The organism is Campylobacter sputorum subsp. sputorum (assembly GCF_008245005.1).
Taxonomy (GTDB): domain Bacteria; phylum Campylobacterota; class Campylobacteria; order Campylobacterales; family Campylobacteraceae; genus Campylobacter_F; species Campylobacter_F sputorum.
In genome coordinates, this window is record NZ_CP043427.1 from 1,290,867 (window position 1) to 1,314,774 (window position 23,908).

Annotated in this window: 26 protein-coding genes; 7 read left to right on the forward strand and 19 right to left on the reverse strand. The window is 30.5% G+C overall.

Annotation, left to right across the window (positions count from 1 at the left end):
- Positions 1-5 precede the first annotated feature (5 nt).
- The 19 genes from acpP to CSPT_RS06665 form a co-directional block, all read right to left on the reverse strand.
- Positions 6-239 (reverse strand): acyl carrier protein, encoded by a 234-nt coding sequence (gene acpP, locus CSPT_RS06580; protein WP_033916139.1) that lies wholly within the window; start codon positions 237-239, stop codon positions 6-8.
- Between the two features lie 54 nt (positions 240-293).
- Complete coding sequence (gene fabG, locus CSPT_RS06585; RefSeq protein WP_089182853.1) at positions 294-1,037, reverse strand: 3-oxoacyl-ACP reductase FabG; 744 nt, start codon at positions 1,035-1,037, stop codon at positions 294-296.
- Positions 1,038-1,089: 52 nt separating this feature from the next.
- Positions 1,090-1,959 carry a fumarylacetoacetate hydrolase family protein gene (locus CSPT_RS06590; protein WP_089182854.1) on the reverse strand — a complete coding sequence of 290 codons (870 nt, stop codon included), beginning with the start codon at positions 1,957-1,959 and terminating at the stop codon, positions 1,090-1,092.
- 2 nt (positions 1,960-1,961) lie between these two features.
- Positions 1,962-2,948, reverse strand: coding sequence for an SAM-dependent methyltransferase (locus tag CSPT_RS06595; RefSeq protein WP_089182855.1), 987 nt, complete (start codon positions 2,946-2,948; stop codon positions 1,962-1,964).
- A complete protein-coding gene (locus CSPT_RS06600; protein ID WP_089182856.1) occupies positions 2,932-4,095 on the reverse strand; it encodes an aspartate aminotransferase family protein in 1,164 nt (387 codons plus the stop codon). Before CSPT_RS06600 ends, CSPT_RS06595 begins: the two co-directional genes overlap by 17 nt.
- A gap of 2 nt (positions 4,096-4,097) precedes the next feature.
- A complete protein-coding gene (locus CSPT_RS06605; RefSeq protein ID WP_089183340.1) occupies positions 4,098-4,709 on the reverse strand; it encodes a trimeric intracellular cation channel family protein in 612 nt (203 codons plus the stop codon).
- A gap of 30 nt (positions 4,710-4,739) precedes the next feature.
- Positions 4,740-6,254, reverse strand: a complete 1,515-nt coding sequence (locus CSPT_RS06610; RefSeq protein ID WP_089182857.1) for a 2-isopropylmalate synthase — start codon at positions 6,252-6,254, stop codon at positions 4,740-4,742.
- A 44-nt stretch (positions 6,255-6,298) separates the two neighbouring features.
- Positions 6,299-7,030 carry a CDP-diacylglycerol--serine O-phosphatidyltransferase gene (gene pssA, locus CSPT_RS06615; protein ID WP_089182858.1) on the reverse strand — a complete coding sequence of 244 codons (732 nt, stop codon included), beginning with the start codon at positions 7,028-7,030 and terminating at the stop codon, positions 6,299-6,301.
- Positions 7,027-8,946, reverse strand: coding sequence for an ATP-dependent zinc metalloprotease FtsH (gene ftsH / locus CSPT_RS06620; protein ID WP_089182859.1), 1,920 nt, complete (start codon positions 8,944-8,946; stop codon positions 7,027-7,029). Before ftsH ends, pssA begins: the two co-directional genes overlap by 4 nt.
- Before the next feature lie 15 nt (positions 8,947-8,961).
- Complete coding sequence (locus CSPT_RS06625) at positions 8,962-9,786, reverse strand: 50S ribosomal protein L11 methyltransferase (protein WP_089182860.1); 825 nt, start codon at positions 9,784-9,786, stop codon at positions 8,962-8,964.
- Positions 9,786-10,151 carry a chemotaxis response regulator CheY gene (locus tag CSPT_RS06630; RefSeq protein ID WP_089182861.1) on the reverse strand — a complete coding sequence of 122 codons (366 nt, stop codon included), beginning with the start codon at positions 10,149-10,151 and terminating at the stop codon, positions 9,786-9,788. The genes CSPT_RS06625 and CSPT_RS06630 overlap by 1 nt, the downstream gene beginning before the upstream one ends.
- An 80-nt stretch (positions 10,152-10,231) precedes the next feature.
- Complete coding sequence (gene hisA, locus CSPT_RS06635; RefSeq protein ID WP_089182862.1) at positions 10,232-10,942, reverse strand: 1-(5-phosphoribosyl)-5-[(5-phosphoribosylamino)methylideneamino]imidazole-4-carboxamide isomerase; 711 nt, start codon at positions 10,940-10,942, stop codon at positions 10,232-10,234.
- Entirely contained in the window at positions 10,943-11,554 is a 612-nt protein-coding gene (hisH, locus tag CSPT_RS06640; protein WP_089182863.1) for an imidazole glycerol phosphate synthase subunit HisH, read from the reverse strand.
- Complete coding sequence (gene pglF / locus CSPT_RS06645; RefSeq protein WP_089182864.1) at positions 11,554-13,353, reverse strand: UDP-N-acetylglucosamine 4,6-dehydratase (configuration-retaining); 1,800 nt, start codon at positions 13,351-13,353, stop codon at positions 11,554-11,556. Before pglF ends, hisH begins: the two co-directional genes overlap by 1 nt.
- Positions 13,353-14,450 (reverse strand): UDP-N-acetylbacillosamine transaminase, encoded by a 1,098-nt coding sequence (pglE, locus tag CSPT_RS06650; RefSeq protein WP_089182865.1) that lies wholly within the window; start codon positions 14,448-14,450, stop codon positions 13,353-13,355. Before pglE ends, pglF begins: the two co-directional genes overlap by 1 nt.
- A gap of 118 nt (positions 14,451-14,568) precedes the next feature.
- The gene (locus tag CSPT_RS06655) at positions 14,569-14,994 is read right to left on the reverse strand and encodes a desulfoferrodoxin family protein (protein ID WP_089182866.1); all 426 of its coding nucleotides are present in this window, start codon (positions 14,992-14,994) and stop codon (positions 14,569-14,571) included.
- A gap of 93 nt (positions 14,995-15,087) precedes the next feature.
- A complete protein-coding gene (locus CSPT_RS09080) occupies positions 15,088-15,261 on the reverse strand; it encodes a hypothetical protein (RefSeq protein WP_161492090.1) in 174 nt (57 codons plus the stop codon).
- A gap of 7 nt (positions 15,262-15,268) precedes the next feature.
- Positions 15,269-16,057: a flagellar basal-body rod protein FlgG gene (gene flgG, locus CSPT_RS06660; protein ID WP_089182867.1), complete on the reverse strand. Its 789-nt coding sequence runs from the start codon at positions 16,055-16,057 to the stop codon at positions 15,269-15,271.
- Positions 16,058-16,073: 16 nt separating this feature from the next.
- Complete coding sequence (locus CSPT_RS06665; RefSeq protein ID WP_089182868.1) at positions 16,074-16,880, reverse strand: flagellar hook-basal body protein; 807 nt, start codon at positions 16,878-16,880, stop codon at positions 16,074-16,076.
- Between the two features lie 156 nt (positions 16,881-17,036).
- Here CSPT_RS06665 and rpmH point away from each other — a divergent pair, with 156 nt between their 5' ends.
- From rpmH to purL, 7 genes are all read left to right on the forward strand, one after another.
- A complete protein-coding gene (rpmH, locus tag CSPT_RS06670) occupies positions 17,037-17,171 on the forward strand; it encodes a 50S ribosomal protein L34 (RefSeq protein ID WP_089182869.1) in 135 nt (44 codons plus the stop codon).
- Positions 17,168-17,497: a ribonuclease P protein component gene (gene rnpA / locus CSPT_RS06675; protein WP_089182870.1), complete on the forward strand. Its 330-nt coding sequence runs from the start codon at positions 17,168-17,170 to the stop codon at positions 17,495-17,497. The genes rpmH and rnpA overlap by 4 nt, the downstream gene beginning before the upstream one ends.
- Positions 17,494-17,832: a membrane protein insertion efficiency factor YidD gene (gene yidD, locus CSPT_RS06680; RefSeq protein WP_089182871.1), complete on the forward strand. Its 339-nt coding sequence runs from the start codon at positions 17,494-17,496 to the stop codon at positions 17,830-17,832. Before rnpA ends, yidD begins: the two co-directional genes overlap by 4 nt.
- Before the next feature lie 30 nt (positions 17,833-17,862).
- Positions 17,863-19,407, forward strand: coding sequence for a membrane protein insertase YidC (gene yidC / locus CSPT_RS06685; protein ID WP_235610104.1), 1,545 nt, complete (start codon positions 17,863-17,865; stop codon positions 19,405-19,407).
- A complete protein-coding gene (locus CSPT_RS06690) occupies positions 19,394-20,329 on the forward strand; it encodes a Jag N-terminal domain-containing protein (protein ID WP_089182873.1) in 936 nt (311 codons plus the stop codon). The genes yidC and CSPT_RS06690 overlap by 14 nt, the downstream gene beginning before the upstream one ends.
- Positions 20,322-21,647: a tRNA uridine-5-carboxymethylaminomethyl(34) synthesis GTPase MnmE gene (gene mnmE / locus CSPT_RS06695; protein WP_089182874.1), complete on the forward strand. Its 1,326-nt coding sequence runs from the start codon at positions 20,322-20,324 to the stop codon at positions 21,645-21,647. Before CSPT_RS06690 ends, mnmE begins: the two co-directional genes overlap by 8 nt.
- Positions 21,648-21,712: 65 nt before the next feature.
- Positions 21,713-23,908 carry a phosphoribosylformylglycinamidine synthase subunit PurL gene (gene purL, locus CSPT_RS06700; RefSeq protein WP_089182875.1) on the forward strand — a complete coding sequence of 732 codons (2,196 nt, stop codon included), beginning with the start codon at positions 21,713-21,715 and terminating at the stop codon, positions 23,906-23,908.

Sequence of the window (23,908 nt, forward strand, 5' to 3'; positions counted from 1 at the left end):
TATAACTATTTATTTAGATTTTCTATATATGTTACAACATCTTGAATGCTAAGTAATTTTTCAGCATCACTATCAGGGATAGAAACATCAAATTTCTCCTCTAAAGCCATTACCAATTCAACAACATCTAGAGAATCAGCGCCTAAATCTTCTATTATTTTAGACTCAAGCTTTACGCTTTCAGGACTAACGCTAAGTTGCTCTACAACCACATCTCTTACATCTTCAAATACTGCCATTTACAGCTCCTTATAAAAATTAAAATATAATTATAAAATATTTTAGCTTAAAAACTACATATAAAGCCCGCCATTTATTTTTAAAACATCTCCTGTTATATATGATGAATAATCGCTTAACAAAAATGCAACGCCGTTTGCAACATCGGTTGTGCTTCCAAATCTTTTTAAAGCAACTGCATCTGTATATGATTTTTTGATATCATCGCTAAGTTTATTTGTCATATCAGTTTCTATAAAACCAGGCGTAATACAATTAAAACGAACATTTCTACTCGCACCTTCTTTGGCAAAACTTTTTGACATTGCTATCATACCGCCTTTACTTGCAGAATAATTAACCTGACCAGCATTTCCCATCTCACCAACAATAGAAGCGATATTTACAACAGCACCAAAGCGTTTTTTACTCATTACTTTTAATGCTTCTCTTGAACCAATAAATGCAGAGGTTAAATTTGCATCTATCACACTTGTAAAATCCTCCAACTTCATACGAAGTGCTAGTTTATCATTTGTAATACCGGCATTATTTACAAGATAACTTAGTTCGCCATCACTTTGTATAATAACATTTATAGCATTTATAAACTCTTCTTCATTTGATGCATCAAATTTTATTACAGCTGCCTCGCCACCATTTGAGCGAATTTCTTCTGCTAAAGCATCTGCGATATCCGGATTTGAGCGATAATTTATCCATACTTTTAAATTAAAACTTGCTAAAACTCTGCATATCTGCGCGCCTATACCTTTGCTACCACCTGTTACTAAAACATTTTTTCCACTAAATTTCATTTTATTCCTTAATTTTAATATTTTTTAATATTACAAGAAAATTTTAAATTTATTATAAAATTTCATTTTCTAAAACGCCAATACCTTGTATTTCACATCTTATTTTATCGCCACTTTTTAAAAACTTAGGCGGATTAAATCCCATACCAACACCACTTGGAGTGCCCATAGATACAACACTTCCTGCTTTTAATTTCATACCTTGACTAAGCTCAGATATGACAAAACTTTCATTAAATATCATATATTTTGTATTTGAGCTCTGCCTAAGCTCATCATTTACAAAGCATTTTATATCTAAATTTGAACTATCTATCTCATCAGCACTAATTATCATTGGACCCATTGGGCAAGAGAAATCAAGACTTTTACCAAAATAAAACTGCTTATGGCGATTTTGCAAATCTCTAGCACTAATGTCATTTATGATTGTATAGCCAAAGATGTAATCTTTTGCATTTTTTATATCAACATTTTTTGCATCTTTTGATATGATAACTCCGAGTTCTACTTCATAATCAAGCTGAGAAGTAATATCACTATGAGAGCATATAACATCGCCACTTCCAATGGCTTCATTTACTCTTTTTGAAAAATACACAGCGTATTCGCGTTTGCCATCAAAGTTTAAATTTTTAAATTTATAACTTTCTCTTGCATGATCCATATAGTTTATACCAAGACATATCACATCTTGACGCGGATTAATGGGTGCTAAAAGCTTTATTTTATTTATATTTATTCCGCCACTTTTAGTTGATAAATCTTTTAAATTTTGCATATCTTTTGAAGAGTGATTTACTATAAAATCATGCATATCACTAAAATTTACATTTGCTTCTTTAAATTTAAAAACAGATCCATCTTTTCCCAAAACCCCAAGAAAAATAGTTTCATTTTCTTTAAAAGTTATAAATTTCACACCTAATCCTTTTTAAACTCAATTATTTTAAATCTATCTCCCATAACACGAGGATCTACAAGATATTTAACCTGTGATATAGCGTTTTGATAAGCCCTAAATCCTGCATTTTGTTCTATTTCTTTTACTATATCCATAATGCCAGCATTTATAAGCCAAGCACCTTGTTTGTCAAATTTAACCATTTTAAAACCAGTATTTTCAAATACTTTTTTTATAAGCTTAAAATTTACATCATAAGTTATATCACTGATGCCAAAAAAATCTTTTAAATTTGAAAGTTCAAAAAAATTATAAACTTGATGGTTTTTATAAACTCTAAGTGCGGATTTTTGAGTGTTATTCATATCGCCATAATCAGCAGTTAAAAACCAACATTTTTTAGATGAGTTATAAATTTCCTTTATAAAATTCTCTAAATTTATAGGTATTTCACCATTTTGTATATCAAATTTATTTAATAAAAGCAAAGTTTGTTCGTCTATTTTTTCAAACCTTAAATCATCATCATTAACATATAACATTTTATTATCTTTGATAACTTCACATGCAAAAGTATCTAAAAGCTCATTACTCATAAAAAATGCATTTTCAAAACTACACTCTTTTAAATTTAAATGATGATGTATAGTTATTTTATCTTCAAAACTTTGTTTAAATTTAAGTTGCTGTATTTTCCTTAAATTTTCATGTGGTTCTATAATGTGAAATTTTAAACCCTCTAAAATGTTTTTATCAAAACTATATAGACCTTGTATAAAATCAACCATCATACTACCATCATTTGCACCTATTTCTATAATGTTACAATTTTGATTGATTTGATCATTTTTTACCAAATTTATAAAATATTTTCCAAGAGTTAGACCAAAGATAGACCCAACGCTCACAGAGGTGTAAAAATCTCCATTTTTTCCTACATTTACACCACTTTTATAATAATTATGATTTAACCAAATTTCGAAATATTCGCTAAATTTCATATTCATCAAGTGCTTTTTTAAATCTTTTAAAACCTTCTTTTATCTCTTTTTTACTTATATTTAAAGGCGGTAAAAAACGCAAAATATCTTTGCCTGATTTTAAAATAAGAAGTTTGTTTTTGATACATAAATCATAAATTTTACTAAAATCAACTCCATCATTTACTTTTAAACCAAGCATGAGTCCAAGACCTGTTTTTTCTTTAAAAATTTTAGGGTATTTTGATACAAAAATACTAAGCCCATCGTTAAACTCGCTGATAGTATGGTCTAGTTTTGAGCTTTTTTTAAGTTTATTTAACTCTTTTAAAACGCATAATCCAGCAGAAGTTGCTAAGAAATTTCCGCCAAAAGTACTTCCATGATCTCCTAGCTCAAATATATCCTCTCTTACAACACAAGCTCCTATTGGCACACCACCAGCTAATCCTTTTGCAAATGTTATAACATCTGGTTTAATGCCATAATGTTTAGATGTAACAAACTCGCCAGTTCTATACATGCCACACTGAACTTCATCAGTTATCAAAAGTAAATTTTTCTCTTTTAAAACTTTGGCTAATCTTTGAACTTCTGATTTATCAAGTGCTTTTATGCCACCCTCACCTTGCACAAGTTCAATCATAACTCCAACTGTATTTTCACTGATATTTTTTATAATCTCATCAATGCTATCAAAAAATTTAAATCCCTCAGGATATGGCGAAAAGCAATCAGGATGAAACTTATCTTGACCGTTTGCTTTTAGCGTAGCTAATGTTCTTCCATGAAACGAATTACTCAGCGTTAGTATTTCGAATTTATGCTTTTTAAATTTAACATAGCCATATTTTCTAGCGTATTTTATAGCACATTCATTTGCCTCACAACCGCTATTACAAAAAAATGCGTATGTTTTGTATCCAAGCGTATCGCTTATGAGTTTTGCAAGTTTTTCTTGCGTTTTTATATGATATAAATTTGAACTATGGATAATATTTTTGGCTTGATTTTGTATAGTTGAAATAAGCTTTTTATGAGAATGCCCCAAAGAACAAACCCCAATGCCTGAGCCAAAATCTATATATTGGTTATATTTGTCATCATAAAGCTTAGCACCTTTTCCACATACAAAGCTAATATTAGCTCTATTAAATAAATTCATCAAATTCATTTTTACTCCAATGTTCCTAAATTCCATTGCCTATAATACGCTAACATTCTAAATGCTATCCCAAAAGATAAAAGACAGATAAATGTTATGATATTATTATCTATTCCTATTAAATGAAGCAAATAATATATCGCACTTATGAGTATAGCAACACTTCCATAAAGTCCGCTTAGCAAAAACCAAGGAACTTCATTTAAAACAATATCCCTTAAAAGACCGCCACAAACTCCGTTTATAAACCCAATGGCTATCACACCAAATACATTATAACTATACTCTATAGCAACTATAGAACCGACTATAGAAAACGCAACCACATCTATGGCATCTGTAAAAACAAAAGCGGCATGTGTTTTTATCCTATCATTTTTATGAAGTTTTAAAACAATTGCGAGAGTCATAACGACTATTACAATAGAACACGGCATATAATGAGTAAAAGAGTAAAGCGGACGACCGACTGTGATATCTCTTAAAATACCGCCACCAAGGGCTGTTAAAAAAGAGGATATAAAAATACCCAAAAAATCACATTTCTTTGAAACGCCAAAATAAAACCCGCTAAGAGCAGCTGAGGCTATACCGATATACTCAGATAAAAGAACTATATCAATATCCACTTTTTATCTTTTTTATTTAAAAATTTATTTCATTATAAGATAGCTATTTAAAGCACCAATATATGCCTTTGCAGTAGCCATCATTGTATCAACATCAAGCCCATGACCAATTACAGCTTTTTTTCCATCAAATTCTACTTTTACAACAACTTTAGCAAGTGCATCTTTTCCTTGTGAAACTGCATCAACTTGATAATCTTTTAAAACACCATCTATATTTGAAATTCTATCAATTACTTTAAATATCGCATCAACAGCACCATTTCCAAGAGCTGATTCACTTATTATTTCATCATTATGTTTTATTGTTATAGAAGCACTTGCATGGGCTTTATTGCAAGAATTTGAACTAAGAGCAATAATTTCATAAGATTTAGGAATTTTTGTTATCTCATTTGCAACCAAAGCCCTTAAATCATCATCAAATATATCTTTTTTCTTATCTGCCAAATCTTTAAATTTAGAAAAAGCTCTATTCAATTCTTCGTCATTTAAATCATAACCTAAATTTAAAAGTTTATCTTTAAATGCATGTCTTCCGCTATGCTTACCAAGAACTATAGAGTTATCATCTTCTATGCCGATGTCTTTTGGAGACATAATCTCATAAGTTTGAGCATGTTTTAAAACACCATCTTGATGAATTCCGCTTTCATGAGAAAAAGCATTTTTACCAACTATGGCTTTATTTGGCTGTGGCTCAATGCCGGTAATACTAGCAACAAGCCTGCTTGTAGTATAAATTTCTTTAGTTATAATATCTGTATAAAATGGCTCAAATATATCTTTTCTTGTTTTGATATTCATAACTATCTCTTCAAGTGCCGCATTTCCAGCCCTTTCACCAAGTCCATTTATAGTGCATTCAACCTGCCTTGCACCAGCTTTTAAACAAGCTAAAGTATTTGCAACACCAAGCCCCAAATCATTATGATTATGTACAGAAACTATAGCTCTTTTTCCTATAAAATCACTCATTTGTTTTATCATATCAGCTAGCTCATCAGGAAGTCTGTATCCAACAGTATCTGGTAAATTTATAGTTGTGGCTCCAGCTTGAATTACAGCACCAACTATCTCTTTCATAAATGATATTTCACTTCTACTTGCGTCTTCGCAACTAAACTCAATATCATCCACAAATGTTTTAGCATAAGTTACAGCATTTACGGCTTTTTTTATAACTTCATCTGGTTTTAATTTTAATTTATACTCCATGTGTATGGGACTTGTAGCTATAAATGTATGAATTCTTTGATTTTTAGCTTTTGATATAGCCATAGCAGCGGACTTTATGTCTTTTTCAACAGATCTTGCAAGAGAGCAAACTCGTATTTTATCAACCTCTTTTGAGATAAGTTCTATTGCATTAAAATCTCCGCTACTTGCAGCAGCAAAACCAGCTTCTATAACATCCACACCAAGTTTTTCAAGCTGAAGAGCTATTTGAATTTTCTCTTCAGTATTCATTGAAGCACCAGGGCTTTGCTCGCCGTCTCTTAAAGTGGTATCAAAAATTATAATTTTATCATCATTCATTTTTTACCTTTTTAAGTTATTTAAAATATTTTAATATAAATATTTTAAATATTTCTTGGAAATTTAGCTCTATAAATATTATAAATCGCTCTTATTATGCCATATAAAACATATCCACTTGTTACAATGAAAGCAAACTCTAATGGATATAAATATAAAAGAAAAAATACTAACAAAAGCCATACTAACACTTTTAAAAAATTTGCCTTTTGATAATCAATCTTTTTAAAACTCGGATATCTAACATTGCTAACCATTAAAAGTGCAAGACCACTAATAACAAAAATTAACAACCATTCATAACCTTTCATAAAAGAATACTCTAGGTAAAAAGCAATCCAAACAGAGGTTACAACTGCTGCAGTTGGTATTGGAAGACCTATAAAAACGCTTGGTTCATAAGTTCCAGTAGTTACATTAAATCTTGCAAGTCTAATGGCACCAAAAACAACAAACATACTTGCCACTAAAGAGCCAAATTTACCAAAACTATGACCATATGTGAAATAAAACAGCATTGCAGGAGCAACTCCAAAGGCTATTATATCAGCTAAACTATCAAACTCTAAACCAAATTTAGATGTAGTGTGCGTAAGTCTTGCAACTCTTCCATCAAGACCATCTAGCAATAAAGACAAAATTATATAAAGTATCGCTTTACCATAATGACCATTTGCCGCAGAAATAATGCTTATAATTCCAACAAACGCACTTGCTGCTGTGAATAAATTTGGCAAGATATATATAATTTGTGGCTTATTGCTATTTTCTTTCATACTTCAATCTCTTCTTTTTCATCTTTATTAGAGATATTTAATCTGCTTGGAAGAGAATTTTCTTCTTCGTATTTTTTAATAATTTCTCTAACTTGCTCTCCTGTTATGGTTTCTGTTTCATATAACGCACTTACCATATTTTCTATAGCACCACTATAAGTTTGCAAAGTTTTTAGGACTTCTTCAAATCTCTCATTTAATGTCTCTTTTACGAAATCATCAAGCTTTTTAGCCATATCATCGCTATAATCCTTTAAACTTTGTCCGCCATTTAAAAATACATTTCTTTGTTTTTCTAAAACCATAAGACCAGCAATATCACTCATTCCATACATAGAAACCATAGCTTTTATAATATCTGTTGCTCTTTCTAAATCATTACTAGCACCAGTTGAAATTTCTTTTATAAATACTTGCTCTGCTGCTCTACCACCAAGAAGCACATCAACTCTTGCTATTAGTTCATGACGCTGCATAAGAAATTTATTTTCTTCAGGGGTATTTAATGTATAACCAAGTGCAGCTAATCCTCTTGGAATTATAGAAACTTTTGTAACTTTTTCAGCACCTTTTGTAACTTCAGATATAAGAGCATGCCCACACTCATGATAAGCTACTATTCTTTTCTCTTTTGCATTTATTCGGCGAGATTTTTTCTCAAGTCCGGCTATTGCCCGCTCTACAGCTTCTACTAAATTTTGTTGATTAACACTTGGGCTAGCATTTCTCCCAGCAAGAAGTGCAGCTTCATTTATAATATTTGCTAAATCTGCTCCAGCAAGACCGGCAGTTAATCTAGCTAGTGCTTCTAAATCAACATCGCTTGAAAGTTTTATATCTTTACTATGTGTTTTAAGTATAGCAACCCTTCCTTCAAAATCAGGCTTATCTACTAATACTTGTCTATCAAAACGACCCGGTCTAAGAAGTGCAGCATCTAAAACCTCTGGTCTATTAGTAGCTGCTAAAACTATAACAGGGCTTGAATCTGAACTAAATCCATCCATCTCAGCTAAAAGTTGATTTAGTGTTTGCTCTCTTTCATCATTTCCGCCATTAAAGCCATTTGCAGCCCTACTTTTACCTATAGCATCAATCTCATCTATAAAAACAATTGCCGGAGCTTCTTTTTTTGCGTTTTCAAAAAGATCTCTAACCCTACTAGCACCAACGCCGACAAACATCTCTATAAAACTGGAGCCAGAAACTGAAAAAAATGGAACATTTGCTTCTCCCGCAACAGCTTTTGCAAGTAAAGTTTTACCAGTTCCTGGAGGTCCTACTAATAAAACACCCTTTGGAATTTTAGCACCAAGAGAGATGTATCTATCTGGAAATTTAAGAAAATCAACTATTTCTTTTACCTCTTCTTTTGCTTCTTCAACGCCCGCTACATCATTAAATTTAACTTTTGGCTTTTCTGAACTAACAAGCTTTTTACTACTCCCGATACCCAAAATTCCATTTCCCATATTTTTTTGCATACGACTTGCAAGAAACATCCATATACCAAAAAATATAAATATAGGAATTACCCAAGAAAAAAGTATATCACTTAGCCAATTTGTCTCACTATATGCACCATATGGAATTCCATTTTCTTCAAGCAAGGTGATTAGAGTATTGTCATTTACTTTTTTTGCAACATAAACTATTTTCATACCGTTTGATGAAGATACACCTTTTATAGTTGTATTACCTATCGCAACTTCGCTTATATTTTTATTTTTTATAAGATTTTTAAATTCTGAGTAAGCTATATTTTTTGTAGAAGCACCTTGTTGTCCAAATCCTACGCCACTTTCTGAAAATCCCCTAAAAACCGTTACTAATACTATAGCAAATATTGCAAAAACTAGTATTGGGTTTTTATTAAAAAAATTATTTCCATTATTTTTATTATCGTTATTATTCACTACTGTTCCTTAGAATTATTTTTTAAATATAAAACTAGACCATTCATTTAGTTTTTCATGTTCTAGCAATGTTAAATCACTAAAGCTATCTTTTATTCTACCGTCATATTTATTTAAGATACCAGATAGTAAAAGATATCCGTCTTTATTAATCGCTTTTTTTAAATCATTCTTTAATACAAAAATCACATCAGCTATGATATTTGCAACAACAAAATCATATTTTTTTTCTAAATTTGATATAGATCCACACCAAAGATTATTAAGACTAACGCCATTTTTTCTAGCATTAGACAAAGTGCTTTGTATAGCTTGCTCGTCTGTATCGCAACCATCTACACTAAGTCCCAATTTAGACATGATAATACTTAAAATACCACTTCCACATCCAACATCAAGTGCTGTTTTAGTATCTTTTGTGTATTTTTGTATTAGTTGAATGCAAGTTGCAGTGCTTTCATGATGTCCAGAACCAAAAGCAAGTGCTGGATCTATAATAATATCCAAAAGACTATTTTTAGGCTTTTCCCAACTAGGTCTTATATAAAAATCGCCTATTTGTATAGGCTGAACACTATCTTGATATTTTTTTATCCAATCAATATTTTCTTTTTTTTCTAATTTAGATTCTATTACTATTTTTTTATTATATATCTCTTCAAGACGCTTTGCATATTCTTTAATGCCCCAAAGCACATCATCTAAATTTTCTTCGGATCTTATTATCAAACAATCATCTTTTTGTTCTATACAAGTTATACCTAAAGAAAAAATAAAATCTGAAAAAAGTTCAAAATACAGACTAGATTTTATACTTAATTCAAAAAAATGATCTTTCATTACCCAAGAACATCTTCTAGCTTCTCTTTTAAAACCTGAGGTGTGAAAGGTTTTACAATATAGTTATTTACTCCCGCTTTTAAAGCTGTAATAACTTCTGCTTTTCCACCTTCTGTTGTAACCATAATTATCGGCATATCAACATATTTTTGTTCAGCCCTAACTTTTTTAACAAGCTCAAGTCCGTTCATTTCTGGCATATTCCAATCTGTTATAAGCACATTAATATCAGGTGTTTTACTTAAAATATCCCAAGCCTCGACACCATGTTCTGCCTCTAAAACATCTTTATGTCCGAGTCTACCAAGGGTGTTTTTTATAATTCTTCGCATTGTCGAGCTATCGTCTACAACTAAGAGTTTCACAACTTTATCCTTTCAAATGTTTGTGGTAATTGTAACAAATTTTTATTTAACAAAACTTTATTAAATACTATCATAATTAATTAAATGTTGATTTTAAACGCTTCTTTTAAATTTAAAGTTTTTTCATAATACGCTTTGCCAACTATGACGCCATAAATCTTGCCACTATTTTTAAGCGATATAATATCATTTATATCTCTTACACCGCCACTTGCAATAGTTTTTATTCCGCTTATATCGGCAATTTCTTCACTAAATTTAACATTTACGCCACTAAGCATTCCATCTTTGCTAATGTCAGTGCATATTATGGCATCTACTCCGCATTTAGAATATTCGCTTGCAAGATCAATTGCTTTTTTACTACTTAGCTTAGCCCAGCCCTCAATAGCAACTATTCCATTTTTTGCATCTATTCCGACTGCAATTTTGTATTTTTTTGTCATTTTAGCTACAAATTCTTTATCTTTTATAGCAATTGAACCCAAAATAAATCTATCTACACCTACATTTTTATATCTTATAATTGCATCTTCGTTTCTAATACCACCACCAACTTCTACTTTTAAATTTGTGTTAGATATAATTTTTTCTATTGTTTTAAAATTTATAGATTCTCCAACAAAAGCACCGTCTAAATCAACGATATGAAGCCACTTTGCACCCATATCTTCAAATTCTTTTGCTAATTCCCAAGGTTCATTAGAATATATTTTGGCACTATTTATATCGCCTTTACTAAGTCTAACACAAAGCCCATTTTTTAAATCAATTGCTGGTAGTATCTCCATTTACATCTCCATAAAATTTTTAAATATTAATATACCATTTTTATGGCTCTTTTCTGGATGAGGTTGAAAAGCTATGACATTATCTTTACAAATTGCACTTACAAACTCGTATCCATATTCACTTGTAGCTAAAACACAATCTTCTTTTGGCACAACATGATAGCTATGAACAAAATAAAAATATATGCTTGAGTTCAAATTTTTAGTTATTGCACTACTTTTTTTAAAATTTACACAATTCCAACCAACATGCGGAATTTTCAATTTTTTATCAAATTTATTTTCATCAAATCTAATAACTTCGCCTTTTATAACACCAAGTCCTAAATTTTCTCCAAACTCATCGCTTTTTTCAAATAAAAGTTGCATGCCAAGACAAATTCCCAAAAATGGCTTTCCGCTTTTTATAAATTCTTTTATACTTTCATCAAGATTATTTGCTCTTAGTTTTTGCATTGCATCACCAAAAGCACCAACACCAGGAAGTATGATCTTGTCAAATTTACACACTAAATTTGGATCATTTATAATCTCACATTTTTGCCCTAAAAAATCCAAAGCATTTCTAACACTTTGTAAATTTCCTGCACCATAATCAATAATTCCTGTCATTAATCAACACTATCTTTTTTATTTGATGTTCTATTAAACTCTGGCACAATCTGTTTTAAAATACTAACAATTCCTTCTTCATTTTTTTGCTCTAAAAGCTGTAATATCTGAGTATTTAAAAGATTCATATCATACTTTTCAGAATGTGTTACAAAAATGGATTCATAACAAGTCTGTTTATCGCTTTTATCAACCAGCAACTCTTCATATAGTTTTTCGCCAGGTCTTAAACCCACAAATTCTACGCCTAAATTTTGCTTATTTGAAAGTTGAAGCATCTTTTTAGCAAGATCTACTATCTTAACAGGCTCACCCATATCAAGAACAAATAACTCGCCACCTTTTGCAATAGCTGCTGCTTGAAGCACGAGCTGACAGGCTTCGCTAACAAGCATAAAATACCTTACAATATCAGGATGAGTAACAGTAAGAGGTTTATTTTGAGCAATTAGTTCTTTAAATTTAGGTATTACAGAACCGCTACTTCCAAGAACATTTCCAAATCTAACAGCGACAATCTCAGTTTTTCCACTCTCATTTGAATTAAGCGAGTAAAGCTCACAAATTCTTTTTGTTGTACCCATTATGTTTGTAGGACGAACAGCTTTATCAGTTGAAATTAAAACAACTTTTGAAACTTCATATTTTTTAGAAAGATCTATAACATTTTTAGTGCCAATAATATTATTGATTATTGCAGAATGAGGATTAAACTCACAAAGAGGCACATGTTTATAAGCAGCAGCATGGACAACTAAATCTGGCTTGTATTCTTTAAAAATTTCTTCTAATTTATCCTTAAAAACTATATTTAACATTTTTAAGACATTTCTATTATCATTTGTAATTTGATCTATTTTATAAAGGTTGTATTCGCTATGATCAACCATTATAAGCCTATTAGCACCAAATTTTAAACACTGCTTGCAAATCTCGCTTCCTATTGTTCCACCAGCTCCAGTTACCATAACAACTTTATCTTTTATAAACTCTTCAATTTTATTTAAATCAAGATCTTTTGGTTTTCTAGCAAGTAAATCTTCTATGGAAATATCTTTGATATTGTCTTGTCCGTTTTCAAGCAAAGAAAATATCTTAACTTCAGTTATTCCGTAATCAATTAACTCATCATAAAGTTCTTTGAGTTCTTCTGGTCTTAGAGCTAAAGCTATGATAGCTGTTTTTAGATTATATTCTTTTACCATATCTTTGATTTTATCTTTTGAATTTACTAAATGGTTTTCATAGTAAGTTCCTACAAGATCAGTCCTAGCATCTACTATACCAACCACATAATAATTTATATACTGTTGCCTAATTCCTTTTAATATATGCATTGTTTTGCTTGTAGCACCAACAACAACACAAGGTTCATTATTGCTGTTTTTTTGTCTTTCTAAAAACATTCTTTTAGAAATTCTTACTCCACTTAAAATTAAATAAGACACCGTTGCGTCTATTATAATAACGCTTCTTGGAAATGGATTAAATATATCTGCAAAGAAAAAGAATATAATAGCAAAAACAGCTCCAGCAAGAATATGCGAATAAAATATTTTCCTAGCTTCATATAGCCCAAAAAATCTCCAAGGCACCATGTAAATTTTATATAGAGCTAAAAATATCACTTTGAGTACAATCAAACAAATTCCGCTAAGAATCATACCTTTGAAAAAATCGCTTGGTATATCGCCACTAAAACGAAGTAAAAAAGCCACATATATAGATATAGCAAAAACTAATATATCAGCAAATAAAAAAAATGTAACTCTTTTAAATTTACTAGGTTTTAAAAACATTATATAGACCTTTTGATTATTTCACACACTCTATTTACACTCTCATCACTCATATTACTACCGCTTGGAAGACAAATTCCTCTACTAAAATAATCTTCGCTAGTTCCGTCAATTACACAACTCTTGCCTTGAAATACTGGTTGCATATGCATTGGTTTCCAAAGCGGTCTACTTTCTATATCTTCTTTTGAAAGTGCTTCAATAACTTTTAAATGATCGTTTTTGTTTTTAAATAACAATGTTGTAAGCCATCTATTTCCTCTGCTTCCCTCAACTTCTGGCATAAACTCTACATCTAGCGAACTTAAAAGTTTTGAATATAAATCAAAAATCTCTCTTTTTCTTTCAACCCTGCTTTCTAAAACTTCCATTTGCCCAACGCCGATAGCACCAAGAACATTGCTTAATCTATAATTATATCCATAATCTAAATGTTCATAATGAACAAGAGGCTCTCTTGCTTGAGTGCTATAATATCTTGCTTTGTTTAACAACTTTTCATCGTTTGATATAAGCATACCGCCACCGCCAGTTGTTATTATTTTATTTCCATTAAAACTCAATGCGCCAAATTTACCAATAGTTCCAAGTGCATTACCTTTATAAAATCCACCAAGTGCTTCTGCTGCATCTTCTATAAGAATAATATCGTTTTCATTACAAATTTGAACTATTTCATCCATCTTAGCAGCTTGTCCATAAAGATGAGTTATTATAAGTGCTTTTGGTTTTTTATGCGACGTTTTTATAGCTTTTTTAAGAAGTTCTGGACTTAAATTCCAACTCTTATCTGAATCGATAAAAATAGGCTCACATCTTTCATACATTATCGGATTAACAGAAGCCATAAAAGTAAAACTTGATGCCAAAACTACATCGCCATCTTTTATACCCAAAACCCTTAATGCCAAATGAAGTGCTGCAGTTCCGGCATTCAAAGCTAAGGCTTGTTTTGCTTTTGTGTAGTTTTTTACACTATCTTCAAATTTATTCACATACTCTCCAAGAGGAGCTATGTAGTTGCTTTCAAAAACTTTTTTGACATATTCAAATTCATTTCCACCCATATTTGGTGGGCTTAAAAATACTCTATCCATAATTTTTCCTTTTTTTAAAATGAAATTATATCAAAAAAATGATTTAATATTATTTTTAAAGGTTTATATTTTAATCGTAGTAAATTTTGTAGTCATATCGGAGCATTTAGCTCCGATTTTATAAGATTTTAGTAGCAGTATAATTTCCGTGAAGATTACAGCAAGCTGTTGATTTAAGCTCTTTAACTCCATCAAGTTTAACTCTGGTACTATAATATCCTCTTGAAATAACAGGTTCAAGCTCTGTATAACCCACAAGTTTATCGTCTGCATATAATTCTATCTTATATATCCAGTGGTCTGCATCACTTGGATGTATGATATCTTTTTGACCTACTGTTATCTCAATAAGCGTATAGCCTTTTTTATCTTTATCTTTTATAGAAATTTCTGGAAGATGTTTATATTCAAATTCATTTGGATTTTTAGGATCTTGTAATTTCATATCTTCTTTATTTACAATAAGTGCTTTATCATAAGCACCAGCAATACTAACCGCAACACCGCTAAGAGCGATAACTTTTAAAGCATCTCTTCTTTTCATCTTTTTTCTCCTTTGATTTAAATATAAAATTTATTATATCATAAATTTTTAACATAATAAAAATTATCTAAAATCAAAGTGAGTATAAATTACTTATCTTTTCTTTATGTGTTCGTTAAAATATTTTATAGAATCATAATCTTCGCTAACATTTTTTTCATAAAAAGTAGATCTATTTTGATCTATAACACTATCATTTGGATAAAAAACAGCATCAACTATAAAAATTATAACTATCAAAAAAAGTATAATTGCAACAAAAATCATCTTAACTCTATCTCTTTAAGCCATTTACGATTTGGAGCATTTCATCACTTGTTGTAATTGCTTTTGAGTTTGCTTCATATGCTCTTTGTCCGGTAATAAGATCTGTCATCTCTTCAACAAGCTGGACATTACTCATTTCTACAAAACCTTGTTTAATCTGCCCAATACCTTCTGTTCCTGCAACACCAACTATAGGAGCGCCGCTTGCAGCTGTTTCAAGAAAATTATTATCTCCCATAGAATGAAGTCCGCTTGGATTTACAAATGTTGCAAGTTCTATTTGTCCAATTTGAGTCATCTCTTGATTGCCTGGCTGCAAAACAGAAACGGTTCCATCAACACCAACTGATATTTGCATAGCATCTGGCGGTATAACTAAATTTGGATTTAACATATATCCGTCTGAATTTACAATATTTCCATCTCCATCAAGCTTAAAAGCACCATTTCTAGTATAAGCAGTTGTTCCATCTGGTAATTGGAGTTGAAAAAATCCATTTCCAGCTATTACCATATCTAGATTATTTCCTGTTTCTTTAAAATAACCTTGTCCATGAAGTTTTGTAATAGCCGTAGGTCTTACACCAAGACCAACTTCTATTCCAGTTGGACTCATTGTTGTTGTGCTTGTAGGAGTGCCTGCATAAGTCATAGTTTGATACATAAGATCAGCAAATTCAGCTCTGTTTTTCTTATAACCTATCGTATTAACATTTGCAATATTATGTGAAGTTGTATCTATTTGTGTTTGTTGTGCTATCATACCAGTTGCTGCGGTATAAAGTGATCTCATCATAATTTATCCTTTTATATTAAGCTTTAGTTGATGCTAATTTTTGTATAGCATCTTGGTTTAAATCATTCATATGTGAAGTCATAACTTTTTGATATGCATCAACAAGCCTATTTGTTTGTATAAGACCAACCATCTCTGTAACTGGATTTATATTTGACATTTGAGCATATCCTTGCAAAACTGCACCGCTATTATCTACATCGCTCAAATCTTCTAATTTATCTAAAATATAAAGATTATCGCCCTCTTTTGTTAAATCTCTAATCTCTCTTGGTTGAGCTACAAAAAGCCTTGATATCAAGTTTTGACCAGAATAAACATTACCGTTTTTATCTATCGTAACTTCTGTATTCTGTAGTATTTTTATTTCATTTGTATTTGCTGTAAAATATGTACTTGGAAGAACATTATATCCTTCTTTTGTAACTAAATTTCCATTATTATCTATGTTAAAAGCACCATTTTTAGTAAGCCTTACGCCATTATCAGTTTCTACTAAAAAAAACAGATCTTTTCTACCCATAGAAATATCTAATGGGTTAGAACTGTGCTTTAATGGTCCTTGAGAAAAATCAACATATTGCTCACTAACCTGAGGAACTCTATCAATAGTTCTATTTAGAAATTTAGCCGCTTGCTTTGTGTGATTATCAAGAGGTAAAATATCTCTAGTTTCTTTGAATATTCTCTCAAAATCACCTATTACGACATCATCTCTTTTAAATCCTATAGTATTTGTATTAGCAAGATTATTTGATATCACATCAAGTCTGTTAAACTGAGTGACCATGGCTCCTGTTACTTGGTAATAACCATTTTGCATACTCAATCCTAAAAATATTATTTAAACTATAACAAAGCAATTAGTGTTCCAAATTTAAAATATCACATTTTATAGCTCATAAAATAAATAAAAGCTTTTTTAAGTATATTTTAGATAGAATAACAGCTTAATTTAATTTTAAAAAGGGACAATATTATGAAAAGAACATATCAACCACATAAACTTCCTAGGGTTAGAACTCACGGATTTAGAGCTAGAATGAAAACAAAAAATGGTCGTAAAATTATAAATGCTAGAAGAGCAAAAGGAAGAAAAAGACTATCTGTTTGAAAAAATTTAGTTCACTAAGCAAAACATCTGAGTTTTCTGATGTTTATAAAAATGCTAAGAAATGGCATTGTGAGTGTATGGTTGTGCTATATTTAGGCACTGAGTTTAATAAATTTGCAGTTGTTGCAAATAAAAAAGTTGGTTGTGCGGTTATAAGAAATAGAACAAAAAGAGTTATAAGAGCTGCTTTTGCTGATATATCAGATACCTTAAAAAATGGTATATATGTAATAATAGCAAAACCTGGTCTAAATGAAATTCCATTTTTACAAATTAAAAAAAATTTAAAATGGTCGTTTAAAAAACTTGAGGCATTAACAAAATGAATCATATTTTCATCTATTTTATTAAATTTTATCAAAAATGGATTTCTCCTATTTTCCCAAAAACTTGCAGATATTATCCAACATGTTCTGAGTATGCATATTTGGAATTTAAATATAATTTTTTTTTGATTGCTCTTATCAATACTATTTTAAGAATTTTAAGATGCAATCAGCTTTTTAAAGGTGGATTTGACCATCCAATTATAAAAAAAGAGATAAAAAATGTTTCTATTATTATAAGAAACAATAAAAATAATTTTAAATTTTGGCTAGTTCCTTATAAAAAAAATAAATTTTATATAATAAAGAACTTCAAAAATACAAAGGAAAAATAAGTGTTAGATGATTTATCCCCACAAAAAAGAATGTTTATCGCGATTTGTTTATCGGTTTTATTTTTTGGAGTATATTGGTATTTTTTTCCACCAAAACAACCTATAACGCAAGAGTTAAATAGCACAAATACTACTATCTTACAAGAAAAACAAGCTCCTGTTTTAAATGCTGAAAATAGTCCAAACCCAGCACCAAAGCAAGAACTTGAAATTTTAACAACTATAGATGGCAAATATTTTCAAGCACATATTGATGCACTTGGTAGAATATCTAAATTTTCTCTAAATGAAAAAAAATACATAGCAGAAGATGGTAGCAAACTTGAACTTATAACAAAAGAGCCATATCCTTTGGAAGTAAGATTTAGTGATACAAATTTAAATAATCTAGCATTTAGCAACCATTACACTGCAGATAAAACACATATAGATTTAAAAGATGAAAAACAGAGTGTAATCTTAACACAAAATCTTGGAACTCTTACATTAACTAAAAAAATAACTTTTAGCCCAAATGGAAACTACACAGTAGATATAACCTTAAGCAATCCAGCGAATTTCTTTATAACACCAGGATTTAGACCAAATGTTGCAGTTGATGGCTATACAGTCCATGGATTAATGATAAAACAAAACGATGGTAGCTTAGTTGACATTCAAGATGGAGATGCAAAAGGCGATGAAAGATTTCAAAATGCCTTCATAGCAGCAGCATCTGATAGATACTATACAACACTATTTTATGATTTTAACAAAGGTTTAAATTTAGCCATAAATGCAGATGCATCAAAAAATGGTACTATATTTATTTCAGCTGATAATAGCATTTCTTTAAATGGCTTCATAGGACCTAAGGCACATGATTTGTTGAAAAATATCGACAAAGAGCTTTTAGATGTTATCGAATATGGCTGGTTTACATTTTTAGCAAAACCTCTTTTTTCATTTTTAAATTTCTTACATGGATTTTTAGGTAACTGGGGTTGGGCAATAGTTGCCATGACTCTTACCATAAGAGTTATTTTATTTCCTTTGACATTTAAGGGCATGGTTTCTATGAATAAACTAAAAGATATCGCCCCTAAGATAAAAGAAATTCAAGCCAAATACAAAGGCGATCCACAAAAAATGCAAACTCATATGATGGAATTATATAGGAAAAATGGTGCAAACCCAATGGGTGGATGTCTGCCGATATTGCTTCAAATTCCAATATTCTTTGCAATTTATAGGGTATTATTAAACGCAATTGAGCTAAAAGGAGCTGAGTGGATATTATGGATAAATGATCTTGCTATAAAAGATCCATACTACATACTACCGATACTTATGGGTGCAACTATGTTTTTACAACAAAAATTTACACCTACAAATTTCACAGATCCTATGCAAGAAAAAATTATGAAATTTTTACCACTAATTTTTACATTTTTCTTTATAACTTTCCCTGCTGGACTAACGCTATATTGGTTTATAAATAATGTTTGTTCAATTATACAGCAGCTTACTGTAAATGCTATATTTAAAAAACAAAAACAAAAGGAAATTGCGGAGGCAAAACATGAAAAAATTTGAAGCTCCAACTTTACAAGAAGCCATAAGTAAAGCTTCTTTGGAACTTAATTGTTCTATACTAGATTTAGAGTATAATATTTTACAAAATTCAAATAGCGGTTTTTTTGGCTTTTTTAAAAAATCAGCTATCATAGAAGCCATAAATAAAAACGAAAAACAAAACAATAAAGAAAACCACAAATCTACACAAAAACATACAAAAGAATTTAGTAATGAAAAAAGAAAAAATCATAAGAAAAAATCCATAAAAACCAACCAAGATACCGCCACAAATGCAAATGTAGAAAATTTAAATAATGAAGTTAAAAATAGTGATAAAAAAACAAAAAATCATACTGAAAGCAAAACTTCTATAGATAAAGATAAAGTAAATTCTTTGGTTGATAATTTTTATAACATTTCTAAAAATGCAGACGAAGAAAACAGATCAAATTTAAAACAAGATAGAAAAAACATACCATTAGAAACTATTAATGAAATAAAAAAAGGTCTTGAGCTACTATTTTCAAATAACTGCTTTAACATAAATAAAATAGAAGTTAGTGAATATAGCAAAGATTGTGTGCTTATAAATTTAGACGGAGAAGATGCTGCACTTTTAATAGGAAAAGAAGGATATAGGTATAAAGCATTATCATATCTACTTTTTAACTGGATAAACAATAAATTTAACCTTTCTATAAGACTTGAAATAGCTGAGTTTTTAAAAACACAAGAAGAGAGAATTTCCATTTATACTCAAAGCGTAATTCAAAGAGTAGAAAAAAATGGCTATGCTCAAACTAAAATTTTAGATGGAGTTCTTATAAAAATTGCACTAGAACAACTCAGAGCGAAATTTCCAGAAAAATATGTCGGCATAAAAACATCTAATAATGGTAAATTTATAGTTGTAAATGATTTTATAAAAAAACATGAATGATACAATTACTGCAATCGCAACCGCTTATGGAGTTGGTGCGGTTTGCATAGTTAGGCTTAGCGGATCAAATTCTCTAAGTCTAGCTGCAAAACTTACAAAAAATAAAAATCTAAAACCAAGACACGCTACACTATGCGATATTTTTTTATCCAATGGAGAATTTATAGACGAAGGTATAGTTATATACTTTAAAGCTCCATATAGCTTTACTGGAGAAGATGTAATCGAGTTTCAAATGCATGGTGGAATCGTTATAGCTGACACAATAGTAAATGAACTTATAAGTCTTGGAGCAAGACTTGCTAGTCCTGGTGAGTTTAGCAAAAGAGCGTTTTTAAATGATAAAATGGATTTAAGCAAAGCTGAAAATATCCAAAGTATGATAAATGCAAAAAGCCAAAACGCTATTAAAATACTAGCAAGAACTATGCATGGCGAACTTAAGGAATTTGTAGATTCTTTAAGAAATGAACTTACTAAAACTTTGGCATATGTTGAGACTTGCATTGATTATGCAGAAGATGATTTACCACCAGAAATTCTTACTCAAACTATGAATTTATTAAACAAAAATATAGAAAAATTAACCCAAATTATAAACATTAGCGAACAAAGACAAGGCTTGATAGATGGCTTTAAAATAGCCATTATAGGCAAGCCAAATGTAGGAAAAAGCTCTATTTTAAACTCTATGCTTAAATTTAATCGTGCTATAACAAGCGATATAGCAGGAACCACGCGTGATACTATACAAGAAAGTATAAAAATAGGTACCCATTTAGTAAAAATAATAGACACAGCAGGCATTAGAAATAGCGATGATAATATAGAAAACATAGGGATATCGCACTCTATAAACGCAGCAAATGAAGCAGATATCATCATAGCCGTTTTTGATAGTAGCAAAAAAAGCGATAAAGAAGATATGGAAATTTTGGAAATTTGCAAAAAATCTGGTAAAGAAATTTTAAATGTATTAAATAAAAATGATTTAGAGTTCAAATTTGATTTAGAGCTAAAAAATCCCATAAAAATATCTGCAAAAGCAAACACTGATGACATTTTAAAAAATTTAGAAATATATTTAAATACTAAAAATTACGATGGGCTTATGCTTAGTTCAAACCGCCAAATAATATCTAGTAAAAATACACTAAATTCTTTAAAAAATGCAAAAGAGCTTTTAAATGAATTTGAACTTGAGCTTTTTGCATTTGAGATAAATGAAGCGATTATGAGCATTTCTTCTATAACAAAACCATTTGAAAGAAGTGAGATATTAGATGAAATGTTTAGTAATTTTTGCTTAGGCAAATAAATTGAAGTTTCTAAATTTATAAGCAACTTTTAGTTATAATTTTTAAAAAATTCAAAAGGAATTCTATGGATCAAAATACCATTAAAGCACACAAAATTAGTGATGATGAGTATAAAAAAATTTTAGAAATATTAGGTCGTGAGCCAAATTTTCTCGAACTTGGCATATTTTCTGCAATGTGGAGCGAGCATTGTTCTTATAAATCTAGTAAAAAATATCTAAATGGTTTTCCAACCAAAGCTCCTTGGGTTATTCAAGGTCCAGGTGAAAATGCAGGCGTTATAGATATAGGTAACGGAATGGCTGCAATTTTCAAAATGGAAAGTCACAATCATCCTAGTTTTATTGAGCCATTTCAAGGTGCTGCAACAGGAGTTGGCGGTATTTTAAGAGATATTTTTACAATGGGTGCAAGAGTTGAAGCAAATATGAACTCTTTACGCTTTGGAAATATATCATCTCAAGACAATACGAGCAAACACCAAAGATATCTGGTTAAAGGTGTAGTAAGCGGGATAGCTCATTATGGAAATTGTATGGGAATTCCTACTATTGGTGGCGAAGTTAGTTTTGATGAGAGCTTTAATGGAAATATACTTGTAAATGCATTTGCTCTTGGAATTTGCAAAAGTGATGAAATTTTTTATGGAAAAGCAGAAGGTATCGGAAATCCTGTAATTTATGTTGGATCAAAAACTGGTAGAGATGGACTTGGTGGTGCAGTTATGGCTAGTGATAGCTTTAACGAAACAAACAAATCCCTTCGTCCAACAGTTCAAGTTGGAGATCCTTTTGCAGAAAAACTTTTGATGGAAGCTTGTTTGGAGCTTTTCAAAACTGATTATATCATAGGAATCCAAGATATGGGTGCAGCTGGTCTTACAAGTTCTAGCTTTGAAATGGCAGGAAGAAGCGGAAGCGGTATGAAACTATACCTTGATAAAGTTCCAATGCGTGAAACCGGTATGACACCTTATGAATTAATGCTTAGCGAATCCCAGGAAAGAATGCTAATTTGTGCTAAAAAAGGCTATGAAGATAAGATAAAAGCCATATTTGCCAAATGGGACTTAGACGCTGAGGTTATAGGAGAAGTTACAAACAGCGGAAATATGGAGCTTTTTTGGAAAGGAGAGTTAGCAGGAATTATACCTATAAATCCATTAAGCGAAGCTGCTCCGATTCTTGATCGTCCAACAAAAAAACCGCAGTATCTAGAAAATATCAAAAAAATAGATTTTTCAAATTTAAAAAATATAGACAACAATACAGCTTTTGATATGCTTTTAAAAGATCCACATATCTTAAACAAATCTTTTATTTACGATCAATACGATGCAAATGTCGGCACAAACTGCATAAAAAAACCAGGATTTTTAGGAGCAGCAGCACTAAGAGTTAAAGAAAATGGAGCTGGTATATCTATGGCAATGGAGTGCAACACAAGATATAACTATATCAATCCAAAAATAGGAGCAGCAGCAGCGGTTGCAACAGCTGGTAGAAAAGTAGCGATGAGCGGTGCAACACCTCTTGCGATAACAGATTGTCTAAACTATGGAAATCCCTTAAATGAAGAAGTTATGTGGCAGTTTGCACAAGGTTGTGAGGGTATAAAAGAAGCTTGTAAAGAGCTAAATACGCCTGTTGTAAGCGGAAATGTTAGTTTGTATAATGAAACAGATGGCATTAGCATACAACCAACTCCAGCTATAGTAACAGTTGGGGTAAATAAAAATGCAAATAATCTACTCCCATCTGTTTTTCAAAACATAGAAAAAAGCGTGTATTTACTAGGCGAAACAAAAGGTAATTTCGCTGGTTCGCTGTATATGAAAACACTTTATAATGAAGTAAATGGCGAACTTTGCGAACTAGATTATAATCAAGAAAAAGCTTTATGGAATCTTGTAATAAAAGCAAATGAACTTGAACTTCTTGAGTGTGCAAACTCTGTTGGTATAGGCGGAATTGCGATGAGTTTAGCCAAAATGAGTTGTGTTTCAAATATCGGAATTGATGCTAAAATAGAATTTAATGATGATAAATTTATCTTTGATGAAAGTTTTTCAAGAGCGATAGTTTGTGCAAAAAATGATGATAAATTTATCAATTTAGCAAAAGAATTTGGCGTAAAAATAACAAAAATAGGAATAACTTGTAAAGATAAATTTAGGCTAAATGATATAAATAAAAATTTAAAAGATATACAAGAAATTTATTTTAATGAGTTTGCAAAAATAGTGACAAAAGAGGATTAG